This window comes from Microbulbifer maximicatervae (SeqCode) (assembly GCF_052467615.1).
On the sequence record NZ_CP174319.1, the window covers coordinates 4,688,185 to 4,707,988 of the forward strand.

Here is a 19,804-nt window from a genome sequence, read left to right on the forward strand (position 1 = left end):
GTGCGTATCAACTACCCCCCCACAGAGCCTCATGGTGAGATTCGCCAACTGTTGCCTAATTTTTTTTATGTTCCCGGAACTATCAAACTAGCGCCGGGGGTCACTATCAATCGCAATATGGGAATCGCTCGCTGGCAGGATCACCTTACCTTGATTAATCCCATCAGATTGCGTCCACAGCAGGAGGAAAAGTTAAAAGATCTTGGGCGTGTGAGTCACGCGATACGGCTCGGCTATCACCATGGGCGTGATGATCTCTACTACAGAGACCACTTTGATCTTACCTTTTGGACACAACGCGGCTCAGATTTCTATCCGCCAAAAGCAGATAAGGTGTTGCGACAGGAGGATGTTTGTCCAATACCGGGGGGGCAATTTATTGTCTTTTCCCAAAGTCAGTTTCCAGAGGCCGTATTGTGGCTCCCGTTTAGTGGCGGACTACTGGTCAGTTGTGATGCCTTGCAGTATTGGCAGTCATGGCATGGGTGCAATTGGCTTGGTAAAAACCTGCTGAGGTTTTCTGGTATCCGCCGAGGTATGCAGATTGCTCCCTCCTGGAGAGCAAGGGTGACACCAAGTGATAAAAATCCCAGGCTGTGGTTGAAGTACGACTTCGAACAAATCCTAAGGCAGCCATTTTTGCACTTTCTTGCGGCTCATGGAGATTTTTGTGCGGATAATGCCTACGAGAAAGTAGCTTATGCGGTTGGACAAGCGTTCCCCGGTTTGGGGAAGGCTGCATAGATGAGTTTAGCGAGTACAGTCAGGGCGCAGCTCACTGGGCCTCAGCTTAGATTGCCCTAAATCGTGGTAAGATGGGCAATTGCTTGACGGTCCACAAGCACCTGTAGTGGTGCGATTTCAAATGACCTGTCCGTATCAACAATCACGCTTTGTATTCCTGAGAAGTAGCACTCCCCATGAGAGTTAAAAGTCTATTGGGTGCCCTGGCTATGGCACTATTGGTGGCTTGTACCACCTCCAGCATTAACAGCACTGGCCCCATTGCAGATAGTGATTACATCCGTAGAGATATCAATTTCCTCGCATCAGCGGAACTAGAGGGTCGCGATACCGGTAGCGAGGGTTATCGCCAAGCGGCACAGTATGTGGCTGGCCAATTTAAAAAGATGGGGCTGATTCCAGCAGGGGAGCAAGGTTACTTCCAGGAAGTGCCTTTTCGCAGTGCCAGTTGGGATGGGAGTGATCCTGAATTTGTCTTAGAGGGCCAGAACGATGAAATCGCCATGCAATTTGGCGAGGACTTTCTAGCATCGCCCTCCGCACTGAGTGAGCGCTCACAGATCAATGCCGAGTTGGTATTTGTCGGTTACGGTATTGAAGCTCCGGATTTTGGCATTAATGACTATCACGGCCTGGATGTACAGGGAAAGATTGTCGTTGTGTTAGCTGGCCGGCCGCAGAGCTTGCCCAGTGAAGTGGGGGCTCACCACTCCTCTCCTCGCACCAAACGCCAGGTTGCAGCAAAACATGGCGCTGTGGGTTTTGTTCGCCTTTATACACCTGAGCGGGAGAAACGCCGCCCATTTGACTACTATGCGAAGCACCGTTTTGATGACACTTTTGACTGGGTGAAAAAGACTGGTATGCCCGGTAGTGCAATCCCGGGGATGCACCCGGGAGTTATGTTGAGCATCGCTGCAGGCGGCAAGCTGTTTGATGGCGCTGAGCGCAGTCTTGAAAGTATTTTTGCCGATATTGAGCAAGGAATAACTCCAGAAGGCTTCCCCCTTAGTTACCGTGCAAAAATGAGCAGCAGCTCTAACCACAAGCGCGTAACCAGCCCGAATGTAGTGGCCGTTTTACCGGGAAGTGATCCACTCCTGAAAGATGAATATGTTGTTTTTTCCGCACACCTGGATCATGTTGGAAAGAAAGAGGACGGCGAGATTTACTACGGTGCCCAGGATAACGCTGCCGGTATCGCGGTGATGTTGGAAACCGCACGTCTTTTTGTTGAATCCGGGCAAAATCCTCGAAGATCACTGCTGTTCGTTGCTGTTACCGCAGAGGAAAAAGGTTTGCTGGGATCGGATTATTTTGCCGAGTACCCCACGGTGCCACTGGAATCGATCGTAGCCAATATCAACCTTGATATGCCCATGCTGCTCTATCCATTCCGCGATATTATTGCTTTCGGTGCTGAACATTCATCTTTGGGGCGAGTTGCGGAGGAGGCTGCAAACCGTTCCGGGCTTAAACTCAGTCCCGATCCCATGCCGGAGGAAGTTATCTTCGTGCGCAGTGACCACTACAATTTTGTCCGTCGCGGAGTGCCCTCAATCTACTTGATTACCGGAAGGGAGGCAAAAGACCCCAGTGTGGATGGTACTGCTGCACAGATGGGTTTCTTCCGCGAGCGCTACCACAAGCCAGGGGATGCTGCGGACGAGCAGATTAATTATGAGGCGGCTGAGCAATTTACCCAGGTAAATTACCTGATTGCCCGGCAAGTTGCCGATGCAGACAGGCAACCATACTGGTACGACGGTGATTTCTTTGGGGATTTATTTTCCAGGGAGTGAGCGGCTTGAACACCCTGGGAGCAAGCCCTAACTGAAACCATTGATTGGCTTCAGGATAGTACTTTTGCTTGTTCTTTCGCAGTGGCTAGCTCTAAATGTGCCTATTGGGGTTACGACAGAGCTGGCTTGATTGTGTTTAACCGCAAGGCTTAGGTAGGCTCCAGGCCTCGGCTGTCCTGTCCACAATAGGTAATTCTTGTACGGATGGTTCAATTGCTGAGGTCGGTTAATTACAGGAGCTGAGGCCAGCAGCTGCCCCAAATCGACACCAGAACATTTAGCTAATGCTTCTTTGGCGGTCCATTTAGTGAGGAAACAAGCAGCTACTTGCGATGTCGGGAGCGAGTTTAGTTCGGTTATCTCCGCCTTGTGGAAGTATTGCTTAGCCATGGCCAACCAATTCCTTTGGTGGGACTCATTTTCGCAATCAATACCTACTGGAGTTTCCGCTATTGCTACGGCAACAAAGTCATCGGAATGGCTTATGGAAATATGACAAAGGGGTTTTCCTCTAACCATAGCAATGGTCGGTGCTTCAGCCTCAACTGTAATTTCCCAAGGTGAATACTCGTATTGCTCCGCAATTAAAGTGCGCAGTAATATTCGCCCGGCCAGGAACTGGGCTCGGCGTTTAATACTGTGTATTTTCTCCAGCCGTGAGAGCTCAGTGCTTCCCAGCAGGTGAATGGAATCTCCCTGCCAGTTTCCTGACCAGCTATTGAAGGAAGAGCAGGTAAAGTAAGGCATTTGATAACCCCTAAGAATTTGTTCTCTTTGGAAGAGATGGAATCTGGTCGACTTAAAAAACCTTCACTTTAACGGCTGGGGGGCTGTGCAATACAAGTTTCCATGGCAAATGTGTACCATGGTACGAGAGAATAAGTGGTCGGAAAAGCCCGTGTATTTCACTGTAATCTAAGGCTGCACTTCGACCTATAATTCAGCGCTTTTACTGGCGGCTATTGGTCATTTTGTGTACCATTCCCGCCCTGTCTCTGGTCGCGCAATACCTATTAGCCAATTAAAAATAATGGTGGGAAAGGCCAGCTTCAGCTTTTTGATTTTGGGGGATGGAGCTTTGCTCCAGAATTAATGTTTGGTTATGGAATTTGTTGTCAGTAAATGGCGAGCATGGTGCTCGGGAATATCAGATCAATCGGATTGGCAGGGTTGGCGTAGAGGAGAAAAGCAGCTTGGTGGAAGTAGCCAGGCGGATGTGTCTTTTCTTCCTGCAATGCAGCGCCGTCGTTTGAGTCCGCTAGCCAAAGCCGTTTTTAATACCGCTTTTCCGCTATTACAGCAGGAAGATATTCCTTTATTGCTTTGCTCAGTGCATGGCGAAGCAATGAGGACTTATTCATTGCTACAAGGCGTTGCAGCAAGTGAAGACCTATCGCCAACTGCATTTGGACTTTCTGTACACAACGCAATTGCAGGACAGTTCTCTATTGCCTGTAAAACCAGGTCTCCAGCACTTGCGTTAGCTGGGGGAGATTTTCCTATGCAGTCGGGTTTTATAGAGGCTGCTGGTCTACTCCAAGAGGGTGCTGAGGAATTGCTTTTAGTGTTCTGTGAAGAAACACTACCTGAGATGTACTATCCCAGCGCTGAGAGCTCAACATATATTTGCGCAACGGCTATGCGCTTGGCGAAACATAAATCTAGTGATACAGATATAAAACTATCGTTAACTGCCAGTGAATGTGCGGGAGCTGAGTCAGTATTTGCAGAGCCTGATTACCAGCTTCCGTTGATTAGATCTTTGATTGATCGCGAGGGGCGTATACCTGTTTCAGAGAGATGGGAGCTACAGATCAATGCCAGTTAACTTATTGCCGGCAAAGAAAAAAGACAAGTATTGGCTAAGGTTGGTCGCTACGGCGATAGCATTTAGCCTGTTCGGTATCGGTGGATTGATACTGCGGTTTGTTCTGTTCCCACCATTAAAGGTGATCTATCGGGACACAGAAGTTCGAAAATGCAAGGCTCGTTTGTGTATCCACAACGCTTTTCGATTGTTTATTGGCTTTATGCATATCACGGGTATCTACACTTATCAATTTCGTGATGAACAAAAGTTAGCTAAACCAGGCCAATTGATATTGGCAAATCATCCATCGCTTATTGATGTAGTATTTCTAATATCCCGAATACCGAATGCCAACTGTATTGTAAAAGCCAGTTTATTTAGAAACCCGTTTATGCGCGGCGCGGTAATGACTGCAGGCTATATACCTAATGATGACCCGGAACAGATTATCGAACTGGCTTCGAAATCACTACAAAAAGGGGAATCAGTAGTTCTCTTTCCAGAGGGAACTCGCTCTGTACCAGGACAACCGTTTAGGTTTCAGCGTGGGGCAGCCTACATGGCGTTACGCTCCGGGGTGACCCCAACTCTGGTAACAATACGGTGTAATCCACCGATGCTGATGAAAAATATTCCTTGGTACAGTATTCCTCTGAGTCGACCACATTTTCAATTCGATGTGAATGAATCAGAAAGTTTTATTCAAGTAAAAGAAAAAGATGAAACACCACAAGTAGCCCGAGAGGTTACTCAAGAATTAAAAGCATTTTTTACCGAGGAGTGTGCTGCGTGAAAGAGTTAGTTGAAGAGCTTCAAGTTCTGATTATTGATGTATTAAATCTGGAAGATATTACTCCAGAAGAAATCGTAGCAGATGAACCCCTTTTTGGAGAGGGCCTGGGGCTGGATTCTATTGATGCACTAGAGTTAGGTCTTGCTTTGCAAAAAAAATACAACATATCAATAGATGCAGAAAGTGAAGATACAAAATCGCATTTTGCTAATGTGAATAGCCTGGCAAATTTTGTCAGCAGCAGCCGCGCATAGTAGAGGTATTTATGTTGAATAGCAGAGAAGAAATTTTGCCAAAATTGACCGAAATTCTGGTTGAGATGTTTGAGGTCGATGAGGCGGATGTAAAAGAAGAAGCCCACCTCTCTGATGATCTTGATATAGATAGTATTGATGCTGTGGACCTAATTGTTCGCTTGAAAGAAGTAACAGGAAAGAAAATTGCACCTGAAGAGTTCAAAAGTGTAAGAACTGTTGGAGATGTAGTTGGTGCAATTGAAAAGGTAATGGCAGAGAAGTGAGTCGATTCGCGCAGCTAATATTGGTCATTATTCTGACACTGTACCCTGTGGCAATTTACTTTGGCATAGAATACTTGTCTTTAAGTAGTATTCTGTTACTGCTGTTGATGGTTTCGGTTTTAAGGGTATTGTTTGGCGGCGCGAATAAGGCGATTGGCACCAAGTTAATGGCCGTGGCCTTGGCTTTTGTTGTTGGGGTTTCCTGGTTAAGGGGCGACTCAAACGGACTTCTTTGGTATCCAGTACTTTGTAACTTGATTCTATTTTCACTATTTTTATACAGTTTGAGTCAACCGCAAACATTAGTAGAACGGCTTGCTCGCCTTACGACTCCAGATTTACCACCTGAAGGTATTCTATATACACGAAAGGTTACCAAGGCATGGTGTCTATTCTTTTTAATTAATGGAAGCCTCGCACTGGCAACTGTTTTAAACGGCAATATGAAAGTCTGGACTCTTTACAATGGCCTTGTTTCATATGTGCTAATGGGAATTATGATGGGTGGTGAATGGCTACTGCGTCGTCGCGTCCAAAATAAGGTGTGAGTTAAGGCCGTGGACAAAGTACAGTTTGAACAGGTGTTTGGCTACTCGAATGACCAGGCAGTAGTTAGCTATTCAAGGCGTGGGGAAATTTCATTCGCACAATTTAAACGTGAATTGGCATTTGTTGAGCGAAAGCTAAAAAAATCCCTAAACGAAGCTGGGATCAAAAGAGCTGCCATTTTCTGTGAAGATAGTTACGAGTTTAGTTTGCTCTTTTTTGCAGCTATGTCTTGTTGTGAAGTCGTTGTTATTCCGGCAAATAACAAGCGATTTACTCAGCAAAAACTGGATGAGAAAACCCTATTACTGGGCAGCTGGAAAGATAGCTCGGCATTTAGTATAAATATTCCGGATCAATATAGCGAAGAGCTATCTGTTCCCAGTTATTTTGATGCTGGTATTCAATTATTCACATCAGGAACCAGTGGTGAACCACAAACCGTTGATAAAACCTTATCTCAATTGCTTAATGAGGTTAAGGCCCATAATCTGAAGTGGTCATCCCGGGTGGTTAATACAACTACTTTGGCAACAGTAAGCCACCAGCATATATATGGCTTACTGTTTAAATTACTGTGGCCGCTAGCCAGCGGGCGTCAATTTGTTAGTAAGACTTATGTGGATATTGTGGGATTACTCCAAGACGCCCAGAAATGGGGGCCTGCCGTGTGGGTTGCAAGCCCTGCACAATTAAGCCGCCGTATTTCTTCCTGGCCATGGGAGTTAGGAAAGTCCTTAGTGGATATCTTTTCTTCTGGGGGGCCTTTACTGGAAGTAGATGCAAAGGCGATTGATCAGTTGTGTGGAATCCAGCCCATAGAGGTCTATGGAAGCACTGAAACCGGGGGGATTGCCTGGCGTAATCAATTGCGTCAGAAAAGTTGGAGTCCACTAAAAGGAGTGAACATTGCAAAAAATAGCGATGGGTTACTTAAAGTCTCTTCTCCGTGGTTACCCAAGGAGTTTATTTGTCAGGACAAAGTACAAATAAGTACAGACGGTATGTTCGAACTTAAGGGGCGAGCTGATCGCATTATTAAGATTGAAGAGAAAAGAATTTCTCTTACACAGGTTGAGTCCCTACTAGTTGGTAGCTCATATATTGTAAAAGCCAATGCACTTGTCCTGGAGCGTAAAAGAAAAGTAGTTGCCGCTGTTGCCACACTTACGGAATCCGGGAAAGAACTATTGCAAAAGAAAGGAAAGGCTTCTCTTGTTCGTAAACTTAGAGAAACCCTGGCCATGGATCTTGATGGCGTGGCTGTGCCACGTTCTTGGCGTTTTGTTGATGAAATTCCCACTAACTTACAGGGAAAAATAACGAGAGACCTGCTAATGCAACTTTTTGATGAAATTCCGGCAGCAATGGTGCCACAGATTATTAGCAGCGAAATATTAGATAATACTCGTCAAGTTAATTTTACGGTTAATGACGATTTGCCTTGCTTGGATGGTCATTTTGAAGGCTCACCGGTAGTGCCGGGAGTGGTACAGCTGGATTGGGCTATGCATTTTGGCCGCCCACTTGTAAAAGCCGGCAGTACGTTTACCCAAATGGAAGTGATTAAATTTAAGCAGTTAATGATGCCCGGTGATGCTGTCACTTTATCTTTGGAGTTCAGCCAGGAAAAGAACAAATTAAATTATTCTTTTCGAAACACTCAAGATGGCAATATAGAATATAGCAGTGGTAGGTTGTGCTTCAGCCATGTCTAACTTTTGTTTTGTAATACCCGTTTATAATCATGAGGGGGCGATCGCACAGACGTTGGCATCTCTGGATGGCTTTAACCTGCCTTACATTCTGGTAGATGATGGCTGTGATAAACCCTGTAGAATTGAACTACAACGCTTAGAGCAGAGCTATGGTCCCCGGGTTCACTTGGTTGTTCGCCAGGCTAATGGTGGAAAAGGTGCTGCGGTAAAAAGTGGTCTGCGAGCTGCGAAAGAGCTTGGATATAGTCATGGAATTCAAGTCGATGCCGATGGTCAACACAGCCCCGCTGACATACCTCAATTCCTAGAGAAAAGCAGAAAGTGCCCTGATTCACTGATTTGTGGCTATCCGCAATACGATAAATCAGTACCTAAAGTTCGTTTGTGGGGACGCTATCTAACTCATGTATGGATCTGGATTAATACTCTTTCTCTGGAGATTAAGGATTCCATGTGTGGGCTGCGTTGTTATCCCTTATCTCGAACTGTAGATTTGTTAGATAACGAGTATACCGGTGATCGAATGGATTTTGATCCAGAGATCTTGGTACGGTGGTATTGGAGCAAAGGCGGTCTTTGCCAGGTACCTGTTAATGTGAGCTACCCAATAGATGGCGTTTCCCATTTCCGGGGATTTGAGGATAACTTCCTTATATCGGCAATGCACACCCGTCTATTTTTTGGCATGTTGGCCAGAACTCTGCGTATTTCGACAGTAGGGCGAAAAGCGTGAGTAATTTACACTGGTCAAAATACCGGGAACAAGGCTTTTTCCTGGGCATCAAGTTCTTATTCTGGTTGCATCACTGGTTGGGTCCGATCGCCTTTAAAGTTGCGGTATACCCGGTAGTTTTATGCTATTACCTAAAAAATCAGAGTGGCCGCAATTCGATCCGTGAGTACTTGGAATTATTCACCAAACGCTACCCATCTAGCGGTATAGAACCGAATTGGAAAACCGGATTTAGAATTTTTCTTAATTTTGCTAACAGCGCTAGAGAAAAGCTTGAAGCCTGGTTTGTGGGTATCCCGGATAGTCAGGTAAATTTCCCAAAAAGAGCGGGTCTTCACCAGTTGGCGGCTAGTGGCCAGGGTGGATTAATAATTGGCTCCCATCTCGGGAACCTGGAGGTTTGCAGAGCGCTTGGCAGCCTGACAAAGGTACGGGTAAATGTGCTAGTGCATACAAAGCATGCGGTGAAATTTAATCGCATGATGAAAATGCTCAATCCCCTGAGTCAAGTACGGCTTATCCAGGTGACAGAAGTAACTCCCGCTCTAGCGATGCGACTCTCCGAGGCTGTTGAAGCCGGGGAGCTGGTTGTTATTGTCGGTGATAGAACACCTATTAACTCTATGGGGCGCACCTGCGAGGCAGAATTCCTAGGGCGAAAAGCGCCTTTTCCCCAGGGGCCATATATTCTTGCTGCGCTGCTCAAATGCCCGGTGTACACGCTTTTCTGTCTGCGCAGTACTTCCGGATACGATATTTATATGGAAAAACTCTGCGATCGCGTTGTGATGAAACGCGGTGACAGAGAGGGGCATATTCGCTCTCTTGTCGAGGAGTTTGCACGACGGTTGGAACGCTATTGTCATATAGCACCTTTGCAATGGTATAACTTTTACCCGTTCTGGGATCAGCAAAAATGAATTCAGCAGTACTACAACGAACCCAAATAGTCTTTGATGGCACAGATCTATCTATTGATCAGGTAAACACCATTGCAGCTGGCCGTGGCGATATCTCTCTATCTGATGAAGAGGGCTTTGTCGCAAGGATAAATCGCGGTGCCGAGTTCCTGGATAGCCTTTGGCAGAAGGAAGGTGTGATCTACGGAGTAACCACTGGATATGGTGATTCCTGTACCGAAAGTATTCCAGCAGACCTGGTGGAAGAGTTACCTCATCGGTTATTTACCTTCCATGGTTGTGGAATGGGGGAAGTCTTTACTCTTGAGCAGAGTAGAGCGATTGTTGCTGCCCGGATTGCCAGCCTTGCAAAGGGCAGTTCAGGGGTCCGATATCGGCTGTTGCAGCAATTGGTTTTGTTACTTCAGAAAGACATTATTCCGGTAATTCCCCAAGAGGGTTCTGTGGGAGCCAGTGGCGACTTGACCCCACTGTCTTATGTTGCTGCGGTTTTGTGCGGGGAGCGCAAAGTTTGGTACCGAGGCCACCAGAGAGATACTGCTGAGGTATTCGATGAATTACAGATTGAGCCATTGAAGCTATACCCAAAAGAGGGTTTGGCGATAATGAATGGCACCGCCGCAATGACTGGCTTGGCGTGCTTAGCCTACAAACGGGCAGAGTATCTAGCACAGCTGAGTGCTCGTATTACCGCCATGATGAGCGTTGCGTTGGATGGCAATGCCTATCATTTCGATAGCGCGCTTTTTGCAGTGAAGCCTCACCCCGGTCAAAACCAAATTGCAAAGTGGATTCATGACGATCTCAATGTTGGTGCCGCTCCAAGACAAAATAGCCGATTGCAGGATCGCTATTCACTTCGGTGCGCTCCCCATGTAGTGGGTGTATTACAGGACTCTCTGCCCTGGCTCCAGCAGTTTATTCATAACGAACTAAACAGTGCCAATGATAACCCGATCATTGATGGTGAAAACGAGAGGGTGCTTCATGGTGGGCACTTCTATGGTGGGCATATAGCCTTCGCCATGGATAGCCTGAAGAATGCGGTAGCAAACCTCTCTGACTTACTGGATCGACAAATAGCCCAACTGGTAGACGTTAAGTTCAATAATGGACTCCCGGCAAACCTATCAGGTGTAACCGGGCCTCGAAGATCGATTAACCATGGCTTTAAGGCTGTTCAAATTGGTGCGAGTGCCTGGACTGCTGAAGCACTAAAGCAGACCATGCCCGCAAGCGTTTTTTCCAGATCAACGGAGTGTCATAACCAGGATAAGGTCAGTATGGGCACCATTGCTGCCAGGGACTGTATCAGGGTATTACAGTTAACGGAGCAAACAACCGCAGCGGCACTGATGGTTGCTTGGCAGGGCATTCAACTTCGAGTTCGTAGTGGGGGAGTGGATTTGGAAAAATTATCTACCGCTCTTAATACCACAATCAGGCAGATAGGAGATGAATTTCCTTTTCTCGAGGAAGATAGAGAGCTTGAACAGCCATTGAGAAAATTTGTTTCGTTAATTCAGCAAAGACATTGGCGCTTATATGAAAACTAATAAACCTATGCGCCCTGAAAAATGGACGGCGCAAGTTGAACTACAAATTCCTTTCCACGATGTGGATATGATGGAGATAGCGTGGCATGGGCATTATGCAAAGTACTTTGAAATAGCCCGATGCGCATTGTTTGATCAGTTGGAATATAACTACCAACAGATGAAGGAATCAGGTTTTGCCTGGCCGGTCATAGATTTGCGCGTACGATATGCCAAGCCTTTGCGATTTCAGCAGTGGATTGTTATTCGTGCTGAGGTGTCTGAATATGAAAATCGATTTAAGATAAATTATACGATAACAGATAGAGATACCGGTGTACGCTTAACAAAAGGACATACCGTACAGGTAGCTGTCGAAATAAGCAGTGCCGAAATGCTGTTTGCATCGCCTCCAATTTTGCTGGAAAAATTGGGGGTAAATTAGTGATGACTGCCAAGCGCTTGGTTTTATTTTTTATTTGTTTTCTATTTTCCACAGTAACTTCTGCTTTGACTTCGGAGCAGCAGGCAGTTTTGCGGGAGATAGAGAAAAATATTGTGTCATCTCCACAGATGCTTGGCACTTTTTCCCAGACAAAGAGGCTGCCCCAGTTGCCCAGGCCTCTGGTTTCTTCAGGTGTCCTAGCTATTTCTGAAGAGTTAGGATTAAGCTGGCGAATAGAGAATCCAATAGAATCCCATCGAATATTTAAGCTAGATGATGCTGATTCTGGGAATCGGGTCAATAGCAATATTGTAGGAAATCATGTAGCTGATCCTCTATTAAAGATTATCAGTGGTGATTTTAGTGAGCTAGATCAGACTTTTACGGTGGGACCAGAGATCGCAGAAGAGCAATGGCGAATTAACTTAATTCCCAAGCAAGAAGCTTTTAGAAAGGTTATTGAATCGATAGAAGTCGTGGGAGATAAAAAGATTCGGAAAATAGTACTAGCTGAAGCCAACATGGCAATTACTGAAATAGATATTATGAATTTACATTCAGTTGAAGCTAATAACAGTCAACTACTGAGTGAATTCTCAGAAGATAACCAGAAATAATCTCATGTCACGTCGAGTTGTTATTTGGCTTTCCTTTGTTAGTGTAATTATTGGGATAACTGTATTACGCTATCAATCGAGCTGGCTACAAACAGATATTTTGTTATTAGCTGATAATAACTCCGACTCGGTAAGTAGTGCTGGCATCCAGAAAAAAGTCAGTCAGCAATTACAGGGAAGTTTAATTTGGGTTTTAGTTTCTGAAGGAAAAGAATCACATCGTCTGGCCAGGCATACCCAAGAGTTGGCGCAGAAACTAAAGGCCGCAAAATCTTTAGAGTCTGTTGAATATCGTTGGGCCGACTCTGAAAGCTATAAAGAGGAGTGGGAGCTGCTCTTCCCTCTGCGCCAACAGCTACTCAGCCCTGAAGATAGGGCGTTATTAGACGCTACGCCAGAGGAACTTATACAGCGTCAATTGAGTAAATTATACGGGCCTGACGGCGCTGGAATTGATTTGGAGAAAGATACTTTCTCAACTTTTCGCAATTACTTTACCGCTGATATTGGAGTTACTCCACAAGTCTTTGATGGAATTCCGGTACATACAGAAGGACATAAAGTTTTTACCCTGCTTTATACGCTGGCCGCACCAGTTGATTTGACTGGAGAGAGCGATATATCACTTCTTTCTTTACAGTCAGAATTAAAGCAATGGGCTCAAAAAAATGGTTATTCGCTGCTGGTAGCTGGAGCCCCCCTGCATACAGAGTATGCTGCTGCTATGGCGCAGGATGAAATACGCCTGATTGGCTCCCTTTCGATCCTTGCTATTTGCTGTCTATGTATTGTTGTCTTTCGCTCATTAAAACCTCTACTAGCCTGTACATTCGCAATTCTATGCGGCGTAGCCAGTGGTATATCTGGTGTTATTATTATTTTGGGCCAAATTCATATACTGGCTTTTGTATTTGGTACAACGGTTTCTGGATTGGCGATTGACTACGCATTTCACTTTATTTGTAATAGATTGAGGCTGGGCAAGCCAAAAGATAAGGATATATTACCTGGGCTATTGCTGGGCTTGATATCAAGCTGCTTGGCATTTTTCTCTCTTGCATTAACACCTTTTCCGCTTTTACAACAAATAGGGGTTTTTGTCGGCTGTGGTTTAATAGGGGCTTGGTTGACTGTAATCCTGCTATTCCCACGCTGGATTAATATTAAGCATAGGCCTTTATCGTTTTCCAGTCAGTTTCCTAAACTCAATATTAGGTACTACCTGTTTCCATTGGTTGGGCTGTTGATGTTTGGATCTGCGGCACTTCAGAAAATTCAATTTAATGATGACCTAAAACTGTTTTACCAGCCTCCAGAATTTCTTACACAAGATGAAATAGAGCTAAATTCTCTGATTAAATCCCGGCCAGACTCCCGTTATTTTTTGGTTTTTGGTGAAGATGAACAACAAGTATTAACACGAGAATGGGAACTTAGAAATCAACTAGGCCATTTAGTAGAAAAGGAAATTATTAGTGGTTTTCAGGGGGTAACTAACCGGATACCTCCAAAAGAGGTTCAAGAAGCTGACTGGAAGTTATTGTCGAAGTTTTACAGTGGGGATGCTGTCAGGTCTTTTTATCAGCAATTGGGTTATTCTGAACAAGATATTAACCAGCAGTTAAGTTCTAAAATACAGCCATTCAATACCTTTAATTTCTCTGAATGGTTGCCAGTTGCAGGTCGGCAATATAAAGGACTATGGTTGGGTTGTGAAAATAATCACTGTTATTCTGTGGTACGTATTTATGGCTTAAAAGAAGATTTGTCATCTTTAGAGTTACTGCCTGGAGTAACCTATGTTGATACTACCAGAAGTATCTCTAATGTTATGTCACAACAGCGTGATCTGTTGCTGCAATTACTGCCATTAATATTCTTTGTTGTATTTCTGGTAACTGTAACTAAAACAGGAATAAAGCAAGCCTTAAGTATAGTTGCACTTCCATCCAGCGCAGTACTAGGCACCCTGGCGATAGTGATTTTACAGGGATCAGCAATTAATTTATTTCATGTTGCGGCTTTATTACTTGTCTTTGGTATTGGTATAGATTACGCAATATTTAGCCATACAAGCAGAAAGGCAGAGCAGCATTATACCCTGCTGGCGATAGCTATGGCTGGGTTAACAACTTTTTTAGGGTTTGGTTTGTTAGCATTGTCTGGCACACCGGCGATAGCAAATTTTGGGTTAGTCCTGGCTGTGGGCACAGTATTAACTTTGTTGTTGGCATTTTTATTTTTTTGTACACGGGGTAAGGGATATTAGCCAATGAAAGAAATTAAGTCTGACGTTGTTATTATTGGTGCCGGTCCTGCCGGAGCTATCGCAGGTGCGTTATTGGCTAAAAAAGGTTGGCAAGTTTCGATAGTTGAGCGGGAAGAATTTCCTCGCTTTTCTATTGGTGAAAGCCTACTGGCTCAATGTATCGAGTATCTTGAAAAAGCAGATATGTTAGAAGCTGTGAAATCAGCGGGCTTTCAATATAAAAATGGTGCTGCTTTTGAGTGGGATGGTGCTCGTACATCATTTGATTTCCGGGAGAAGTTCTCCCCTGGGCATGGCACCACCTTCCAGGTACAGCGAGCTAAGTTTGATAAAATCCTGGCTGATGAAGCCGAGCGCCAGGGAGTTAAGGTCTATTATCGCCATTCTGTAGTGTCAGTCGATATTGCTGAGAATAACGCAAAGTTAATCGCCGAGAATGATGGAGAAAACCTGGCTTTCCAGGCGCGCTTTGTATTGGATGCCAGTGGCTTTGGCAGAGTTTTACCGCGATTACTTGATCTCGATCGTCCGTCAGAGTTTCCTGTTCGAGAATCTGTATTTACACATGTTGAAGACAATATTGATGATAGCCATTTTGACCGGGATAAAATCTTAATCACTGTGCATCCCAGTGAGCGGGATATTTGGTACTGGTTGATTCCCTTTGCAGATGGAAGAGCTTCTATTGGGGTTGTAGGTGAGAAAGAAAAGATTTCGGCCTGGGGGCAGGATCCGGAACAGATATTGAAAGGGGCTATTGCCTCCGCCCCCGAGTTGGCAAAAACTCTGCGCAATGCAAAATTCGATACGGAAATACAACGTATTCGCGGATATTCCAGTGATGTGACTAAACTGGCCGGCCCTGGTTTTGCGCTTTTGGGGAATGCCGGAGAGTTTCTAGACCCGGTATTTTCATCCGGTGTTACCATCGCAATGAAATCCTCAGAGTTAGCAGTTGAGTGCCTGCATCGCCAGCTCTCAGGGGATGTGGTTGATTGGGATGAAGAGTTTGTTGAACCCCTGAAGCATGGTGTGGAAGTTTTTAAAACCTATGTCAAAGCTTGGTATGACGGTCGTTTCCAGGATGTAATTTTTTATCAAACCGACCAAAAAGAAATAAAAGGCATGATTTGCTCAATCTTGGCTGGTTATGCATGGGATAAAAAAAATCCGTTTGTTGCCGCTGCTGAGCGTCGATTGAATACACTGGTAGAAATATGTTCCGCCAAGTAATACTGTTTTTGAGCTTTCTTACTCTGGTGGGATGTATGTCCACAGGGGGGAGGAAAGAAGAGCTGCAAAGTTGGCCTTTGGCCCCGCTATTGAGCGAGGGACCGCGCCAGCTCAATCAACATTTACGCATTGTCTATCAAGGCGATGAGTATGAATTGATGGCGGCTACTTTCCACACTATGGAGAGTTTAAAGATATCTCTTCTCAGCCCTGAAGGGATAAGCCTGCTGGATGTTACATACGATGGTAATCAGGTCAGCACCCATTACCATATGAGTAGAGTAGAGAGAGTGCCACCAGAGAAATTGCTGGCAGATATCCAGTTTGTATACTGGCCAATAGCCCAGCTTCGTGAAGTATTGCCCGTAGGCTGGAATTTGGACGAGGCTATTGTCGAGGGAATTTACACGCGAAAACTCTCACGCAGTGGTGAAGTGAATTCAGTGGCTCGCTATAGCAGTAAAGATATTTGGAAGGCCCAAATTGAGCTGGAGCACAAACTACTGGGTTATAGGTTAAGCATTAGGAATTTCTAAGTATGAAAAATTTCTATCTTAATCATATGGGGATCATCTGCACCCTGGGAAATACTGCTGAGGCAGTAGCTAATTCCTTGTTCGGTGATGAGAGTTCTCATATGCAGGTCGATGAAACCTATTTGCCACAATACAGAGGGAATCTGGGTATTGTGCAGGGGAAGCTGCCTGATTTACCGAGTTCGTTGCAAGATTACCACTGCCGCAATAACCAGCTGGCTATGGCTGTGCTGACTCAAATTGAAAGTGCAGTCGCTGAACTAATAGAAAAACATGGTGCGGGCCGAATTGGCGTTGTGATGGGAACCTCAACCTCGGGAATAGACTCAGGTGAGGCCTACTTAAGTGGTGAGAAAGAGACCGGATATAATTATCGGCTTCAACAGCAAATGGCTGGTTTGAGTACCTTTGTTGCGAAGTACCTGGGAATCCAAGGCGTTCAGCTTACCGTCTCCACAGCTTGCTCGTCCAGTGCCAATGCTTTTGCCAGTGCCCGGCGCCTTATCTCAACCGGTACTTGTGATGCCGTTGTTGTTGGCGGTGTGGACTCCCTCTGTGGCATGACAGTCCGGGGGTTTCATAGCCTGGGGGCACTTAGTGCCGGCCAGACCAATCCTTTCAGCGTTAATCGGGATGGTATTAACCTCGGGGAAGCTGGAGCAATGTTTGTGCTGAGCAAAGAGCCTGGTCCTGTGATGCTATCCGGTGTTGCTGCCACTTCTGATGCCCACCATATGTCGGCCCCAGACCCAGAAGGACGTGGTGCGGAAGCCTGTATGCGCGGGGCTCTGGAGAATGCTGGCTTGGATACCGCCGACATTGATTATCTGAATCTTCATGGTACGGGAACGCCACATAACGACTCTATGGAGGCTCTAGCCGTTGAAAGAGTGTTTGGAAGCCAACTACCGTGTTCTTCCACAAAACCTCTCACCGGGCACACACTCGGTGCTGCAGGCGCTCTTGAAGCGGCTTTTTGTTGGCTTGCCTTACAATATGATCAACTTCCCCGCCATCAGTATGATGGCCAATATGACCCGGAGATCGTGCGACTGAACCTGTATCAAGGCCACGAGGCTCCTGGAAAATTGCGCTATGTAATGAGTAACTCTTTTGCCTTTGGTGGGAGTAATTGCTCGGTAATCTTGGGCAGTCAGAGGTAAAATAGATGCACAAATATACTGCTGAAGAACTGGTTCCACACAGTGGAAATATGTCACTCCTCGATGAAGTGATCTCTGTAGGCGAGGAGCAGCTACAGGCAAAGTTGCGAGTTCGTGATGATGGAATATTTTCCCGCAACGGTCGTGTTCCCGCTTACGTGGGTATTGAATATATGGCCCAATCCATCGCAGCTTTCTCCGGATATCATGCAAAAGAACAGGGTAAGGACGTTCGCCTGGGTTTTTTACTGGGTACTCGCAAGTTCCTATCAAATATCGAGAGTTATCGCTGCGGTGAAGAATTAACAATTGATGTCCAGCGCATTCTCCAGGCTGAAAATGGCATGGCGACATTTGAGTGTGTGATAACCGGCTCATCTATCGAACAGAGCGCGCGGCTTAATGTTTATCAGCCGGATAATGTAGAACAGTATTTGAAGGAAAGAAACTAAATGTCAGAGTGGGTTTTAGTTACCGGTTCCAGTCGTGGTATTGGCCGGGCGATTGCACTTCAGTTAGCTGAAGATGGCTACGATATTGTTTTACATTGCCGCAGCCGCCGTAATCAAGCAGAGGAAACAGCAGAAGAGATTGCTAAGTTAGGGCGAAAAAGCAGAATTTTGCAGTTTGATATTGCCGACCGGGAGCAAGCACGGGATGTCTTATTGGAAGATGTCGAGAGTAATGGCTGTTACTACGGCATTGTGTGCAATGCTGGTGTTACTGCCGACAATGCTTTCCCTGCGATGCCTGCTGAAGATTGGGATTCTGTTGTACACACCAATCTGGATGGTTTCTACAATGTTTTACACCCCTTAACCATGCCAATGGTCAGGCGCCGTGCGCCCGGCCGTATTGTCGTGATGACTTCTGTATCCGGCATTGCTGGAAATCGCGGCCAGGTAAATTACTCCGCATCCAAAGCGGGTTTGATCGGTGCGAGTAAGGCATTGGCGTTGGAGTTAGCCAAGCGAAAGATTACCGTGAATTGTGTTGCTCCGGGCCTCATTGACACCGATATGTTGGATGAAGACTTGCCCGTTGAAGAAATTTTAAAAATGGTGCCTGCCCGCAGAATGGGTAAACCAGAAGAAGTGGCGGCAACTGTAGCGTTCCTGATGCACGAACGTGCTGCTTACATCACCCGTCAAGTTATCTCAGTAAATGGTGGTCTCTGCTAATGAAGCGCGTGGTTGTTACAGGAATGGCCGGAATATCCCCTATCGGCCAGGGTTGGGACTCGGTTAGTCAGGCTTTACAGAGCGGTCTTTCAGGCATTTCCTACATGGAAGACTGGGATAAGTATGAGGGGCTTGAAACCCGACTGGGCGCGCCGGTAAAGGATTTCGAAAAACCGGCTCACTACAACCGTAAACGTGTGCGTAGCATGGGGCGCGTTTCATTAATGGCGGTTCGCGCCAGTGAGATTGCGCTTGAGGATGCGGGATTGTTGGATGACCCCATTCTCAAAAGTGGTGCTGTCGGAGTCTCCTATGGCTCGTCAGCAGGCACTCCGTCAGCAGTGGCTGATTTCGGCAATATGTTGATAAATCACCGCACCGATGGCCTTAATGCGACCAGTTATATAAAAATGATGTCCCATACGGCGGCGGTCAATATCGGGGTATTTTTCGGCTTGTGTGGACGGGTTTATACCACAAGCTCCGCTTGTACCTCTGGAAGCCAGGGGATTGGGTATGCCTATGAGGCAATTCGCAATGGTAGCCAAACCATTATGGTGGCCGGTGGTGCAGAGGAGCTGTGTGCAACCGAGGCTGCGGTCTTTGACACCTTATATGCGACTTCAACAAAGAACGATACCCCTGAATTGTCTCCACGTCCCTTCGATCGCAACCGGGATGGATTAGTTATCGGCGAGGGCGCCGGTACACTTATCTTGGAAGAATATGAACACGCGATTGCCCGTGGAGCCAGGGTTTATGCCGAGGTCGCAGGGTTTGGAACCAACTCTGATGGCAGCCACGTCACCCAACCTCAATCGGCAACTATGCAGGTGGCATTGCAGCAGGCAATAGCACAGGCTGGGGTAGAGACTAGCGAAATAGGTTATGTCAGTGCGCATGGCACAGCTACAGATCGAGGTGATATTGCAGAAAGCCACGCAACTCGTAATGCATTTGGGCGTGCAGTACCCATAAGCTCACTTAAGAGCTATACCGGTCATACGCTGGGTGCCTGTGGCGCATTGGAGGCTTGGGCAAGCATTCAGATGATGCGTAACGGTTGGTTCCATCCCACGATTAATTTGGCAGAGGTTGATTCTGACTGTGCGGAATTGGATTATATCCAAGGTAGTGGAAAGCACATCGATACTGAGTATGTGATGAGTAATAATTTTGCCTTTGGCGGAATCAATACGTCTTTAATATTTAAAAGACGTATTTAATTTTCCTCTCAGA

At 46.0% G+C, this 19,804-nt stretch carries 21 protein-coding genes; 20 read left to right on the forward strand and 1 reads right to left on the reverse strand.

Annotation, left to right across the window (positions count from 1 at the left end; all coding sequences use genetic code 11):
* The gene (locus ACJJIM_RS20685) at window positions 1-744 is read left to right on the forward strand and encodes a hypothetical protein (protein WP_444911867.1); all 744 of its coding nucleotides are present in this window, start codon (window positions 1-3) and stop codon (window positions 742-744) included.
* A gap of 176 nt (window positions 745-920) precedes the next feature.
* Complete coding sequence (locus ACJJIM_RS20690; RefSeq protein WP_444911868.1) at window positions 921-2,546, forward strand: M28 family metallopeptidase; 1,626 nt, start codon at window positions 921-923, stop codon at window positions 2,544-2,546.
* Between the two features lie 27 nt (window positions 2,547-2,573).
* Here the strand turns inward: ACJJIM_RS20690 and ACJJIM_RS20695 are convergent, their stop codons facing one another.
* Complete coding sequence (locus ACJJIM_RS20695) at window positions 2,574-3,293, reverse strand: 4'-phosphopantetheinyl transferase family protein (RefSeq protein ID WP_282930490.1); 720 nt, start codon at window positions 3,291-3,293, stop codon at window positions 2,574-2,576.
* 355 nt (window positions 3,294-3,648) lie between these two features.
* On the opposite strand from ACJJIM_RS20695, the gene ACJJIM_RS20700 reads away from it, so the two are divergent.
* Genes ACJJIM_RS20700 through ACJJIM_RS20785 form a run of 18 tightly spaced genes read left to right on the forward strand, consistent with a single transcriptional unit; the run spans window position 3,649 to window position 19,791 of the window.
* The gene (locus ACJJIM_RS20700) at window positions 3,649-4,374 is read left to right on the forward strand and encodes a beta-ketoacyl synthase chain length factor (RefSeq protein WP_413663938.1); all 726 of its coding nucleotides are present in this window, start codon (window positions 3,649-3,651) and stop codon (window positions 4,372-4,374) included.
* Entirely contained in the window at window positions 4,364-5,149 is a 786-nt protein-coding gene (locus ACJJIM_RS20705; protein WP_444911869.1) for a lysophospholipid acyltransferase family protein, read from the forward strand. Before ACJJIM_RS20700 ends, ACJJIM_RS20705 begins: the two co-directional genes overlap by 11 nt.
* Window positions 5,146-5,403, forward strand: a complete 258-nt coding sequence (locus tag ACJJIM_RS20710) for a phosphopantetheine-binding protein (protein ID WP_413663940.1) — start codon at window positions 5,146-5,148, stop codon at window positions 5,401-5,403. Before ACJJIM_RS20705 ends, ACJJIM_RS20710 begins: the two co-directional genes overlap by 4 nt.
* An 11-nt stretch (window positions 5,404-5,414) precedes the next feature.
* Window positions 5,415-5,669: an acyl carrier protein gene (locus tag ACJJIM_RS20715; RefSeq protein WP_413663941.1), complete on the forward strand. Its 255-nt coding sequence runs from the start codon at window positions 5,415-5,417 to the stop codon at window positions 5,667-5,669.
* 20 nt (window positions 5,670-5,689) lie between these two features.
* On the forward strand, window positions 5,690-6,217 hold the full coding sequence (locus ACJJIM_RS20720; protein ID WP_413663942.1) for a hypothetical protein: 528 nt from the start codon (window positions 5,690-5,692) through the stop codon (window positions 6,215-6,217).
* A 9-nt stretch (window positions 6,218-6,226) separates the two neighbouring features.
* Window positions 6,227-7,933, forward strand: a complete 1,707-nt coding sequence (locus ACJJIM_RS20725; RefSeq protein WP_413663943.1) for an AMP-binding protein — start codon at window positions 6,227-6,229, stop codon at window positions 7,931-7,933.
* Complete coding sequence (locus ACJJIM_RS20730) at window positions 7,926-8,666, forward strand: glycosyltransferase family 2 protein (protein ID WP_282930482.1); 741 nt, start codon at window positions 7,926-7,928, stop codon at window positions 8,664-8,666. The genes ACJJIM_RS20725 and ACJJIM_RS20730 overlap by 8 nt, the downstream gene beginning before the upstream one ends.
* Window positions 8,663-9,586 (forward strand): LpxL/LpxP family acyltransferase, encoded by a 924-nt coding sequence (locus tag ACJJIM_RS20735; RefSeq protein WP_282930481.1) that lies wholly within the window; start codon window positions 8,663-8,665, stop codon window positions 9,584-9,586. Before ACJJIM_RS20730 ends, ACJJIM_RS20735 begins: the two co-directional genes overlap by 4 nt.
* Complete coding sequence (locus tag ACJJIM_RS20740) at window positions 9,583-11,142, forward strand: HAL/PAL/TAL family ammonia-lyase (protein ID WP_413663944.1); 1,560 nt, start codon at window positions 9,583-9,585, stop codon at window positions 11,140-11,142. Before ACJJIM_RS20735 ends, ACJJIM_RS20740 begins: the two co-directional genes overlap by 4 nt.
* Complete coding sequence (locus ACJJIM_RS20745) at window positions 11,132-11,566, forward strand: acyl-CoA thioesterase (RefSeq protein ID WP_413663945.1); 435 nt, start codon at window positions 11,132-11,134, stop codon at window positions 11,564-11,566. The genes ACJJIM_RS20740 and ACJJIM_RS20745 overlap by 11 nt, the downstream gene beginning before the upstream one ends.
* Window positions 11,566-12,183, forward strand: coding sequence for a LolA family protein (locus ACJJIM_RS20750; protein ID WP_413663946.1), 618 nt, complete (start codon window positions 11,566-11,568; stop codon window positions 12,181-12,183). The genes ACJJIM_RS20745 and ACJJIM_RS20750 overlap by 1 nt, the downstream gene beginning before the upstream one ends.
* Window positions 12,184-12,187: 4 nt before the next feature.
* A complete protein-coding gene (locus tag ACJJIM_RS20755) occupies window positions 12,188-14,452 on the forward strand; it encodes an MMPL family transporter (RefSeq protein ID WP_413663947.1) in 2,265 nt (754 codons plus the stop codon).
* A 3-nt stretch (window positions 14,453-14,455) separates the two neighbouring features.
* Window positions 14,456-15,685, forward strand: a complete 1,230-nt coding sequence (locus ACJJIM_RS20760) for an NAD(P)/FAD-dependent oxidoreductase (protein ID WP_413663948.1) — start codon at window positions 14,456-14,458, stop codon at window positions 15,683-15,685.
* Window positions 15,686-15,720: 35 nt separating this feature from the next.
* Window positions 15,721-16,221 carry a DUF3261 domain-containing protein gene (locus ACJJIM_RS20765; RefSeq protein ID WP_413663949.1) on the forward strand — a complete coding sequence of 167 codons (501 nt, stop codon included), beginning with the start codon at window positions 15,721-15,723 and terminating at the stop codon, window positions 16,219-16,221.
* 2 nt (window positions 16,222-16,223) lie between these two features.
* On the forward strand, window positions 16,224-17,384 hold the full coding sequence (locus ACJJIM_RS20770) for a beta-ketoacyl-ACP synthase (RefSeq protein WP_413663950.1): 1,161 nt from the start codon (window positions 16,224-16,226) through the stop codon (window positions 17,382-17,384).
* Between the two features lie 5 nt (window positions 17,385-17,389).
* Window positions 17,390-17,836 carry an ApeP family dehydratase gene (locus ACJJIM_RS20775; protein ID WP_413663951.1) on the forward strand — a complete coding sequence of 149 codons (447 nt, stop codon included), beginning with the start codon at window positions 17,390-17,392 and terminating at the stop codon, window positions 17,834-17,836.
* Window positions 17,837-18,565 (forward strand): 3-oxoacyl-ACP reductase FabG, encoded by a 729-nt coding sequence (gene fabG, locus ACJJIM_RS20780; RefSeq protein ID WP_413663952.1) that lies wholly within the window; start codon window positions 17,837-17,839, stop codon window positions 18,563-18,565.
* On the forward strand, window positions 18,565-19,791 hold the full coding sequence (locus ACJJIM_RS20785; RefSeq protein WP_282930471.1) for a beta-ketoacyl-ACP synthase: 1,227 nt from the start codon (window positions 18,565-18,567) through the stop codon (window positions 19,789-19,791). Before fabG ends, ACJJIM_RS20785 begins: the two co-directional genes overlap by 1 nt.
* Window positions 19,792-19,804: the final 13 nt, after the last annotated feature.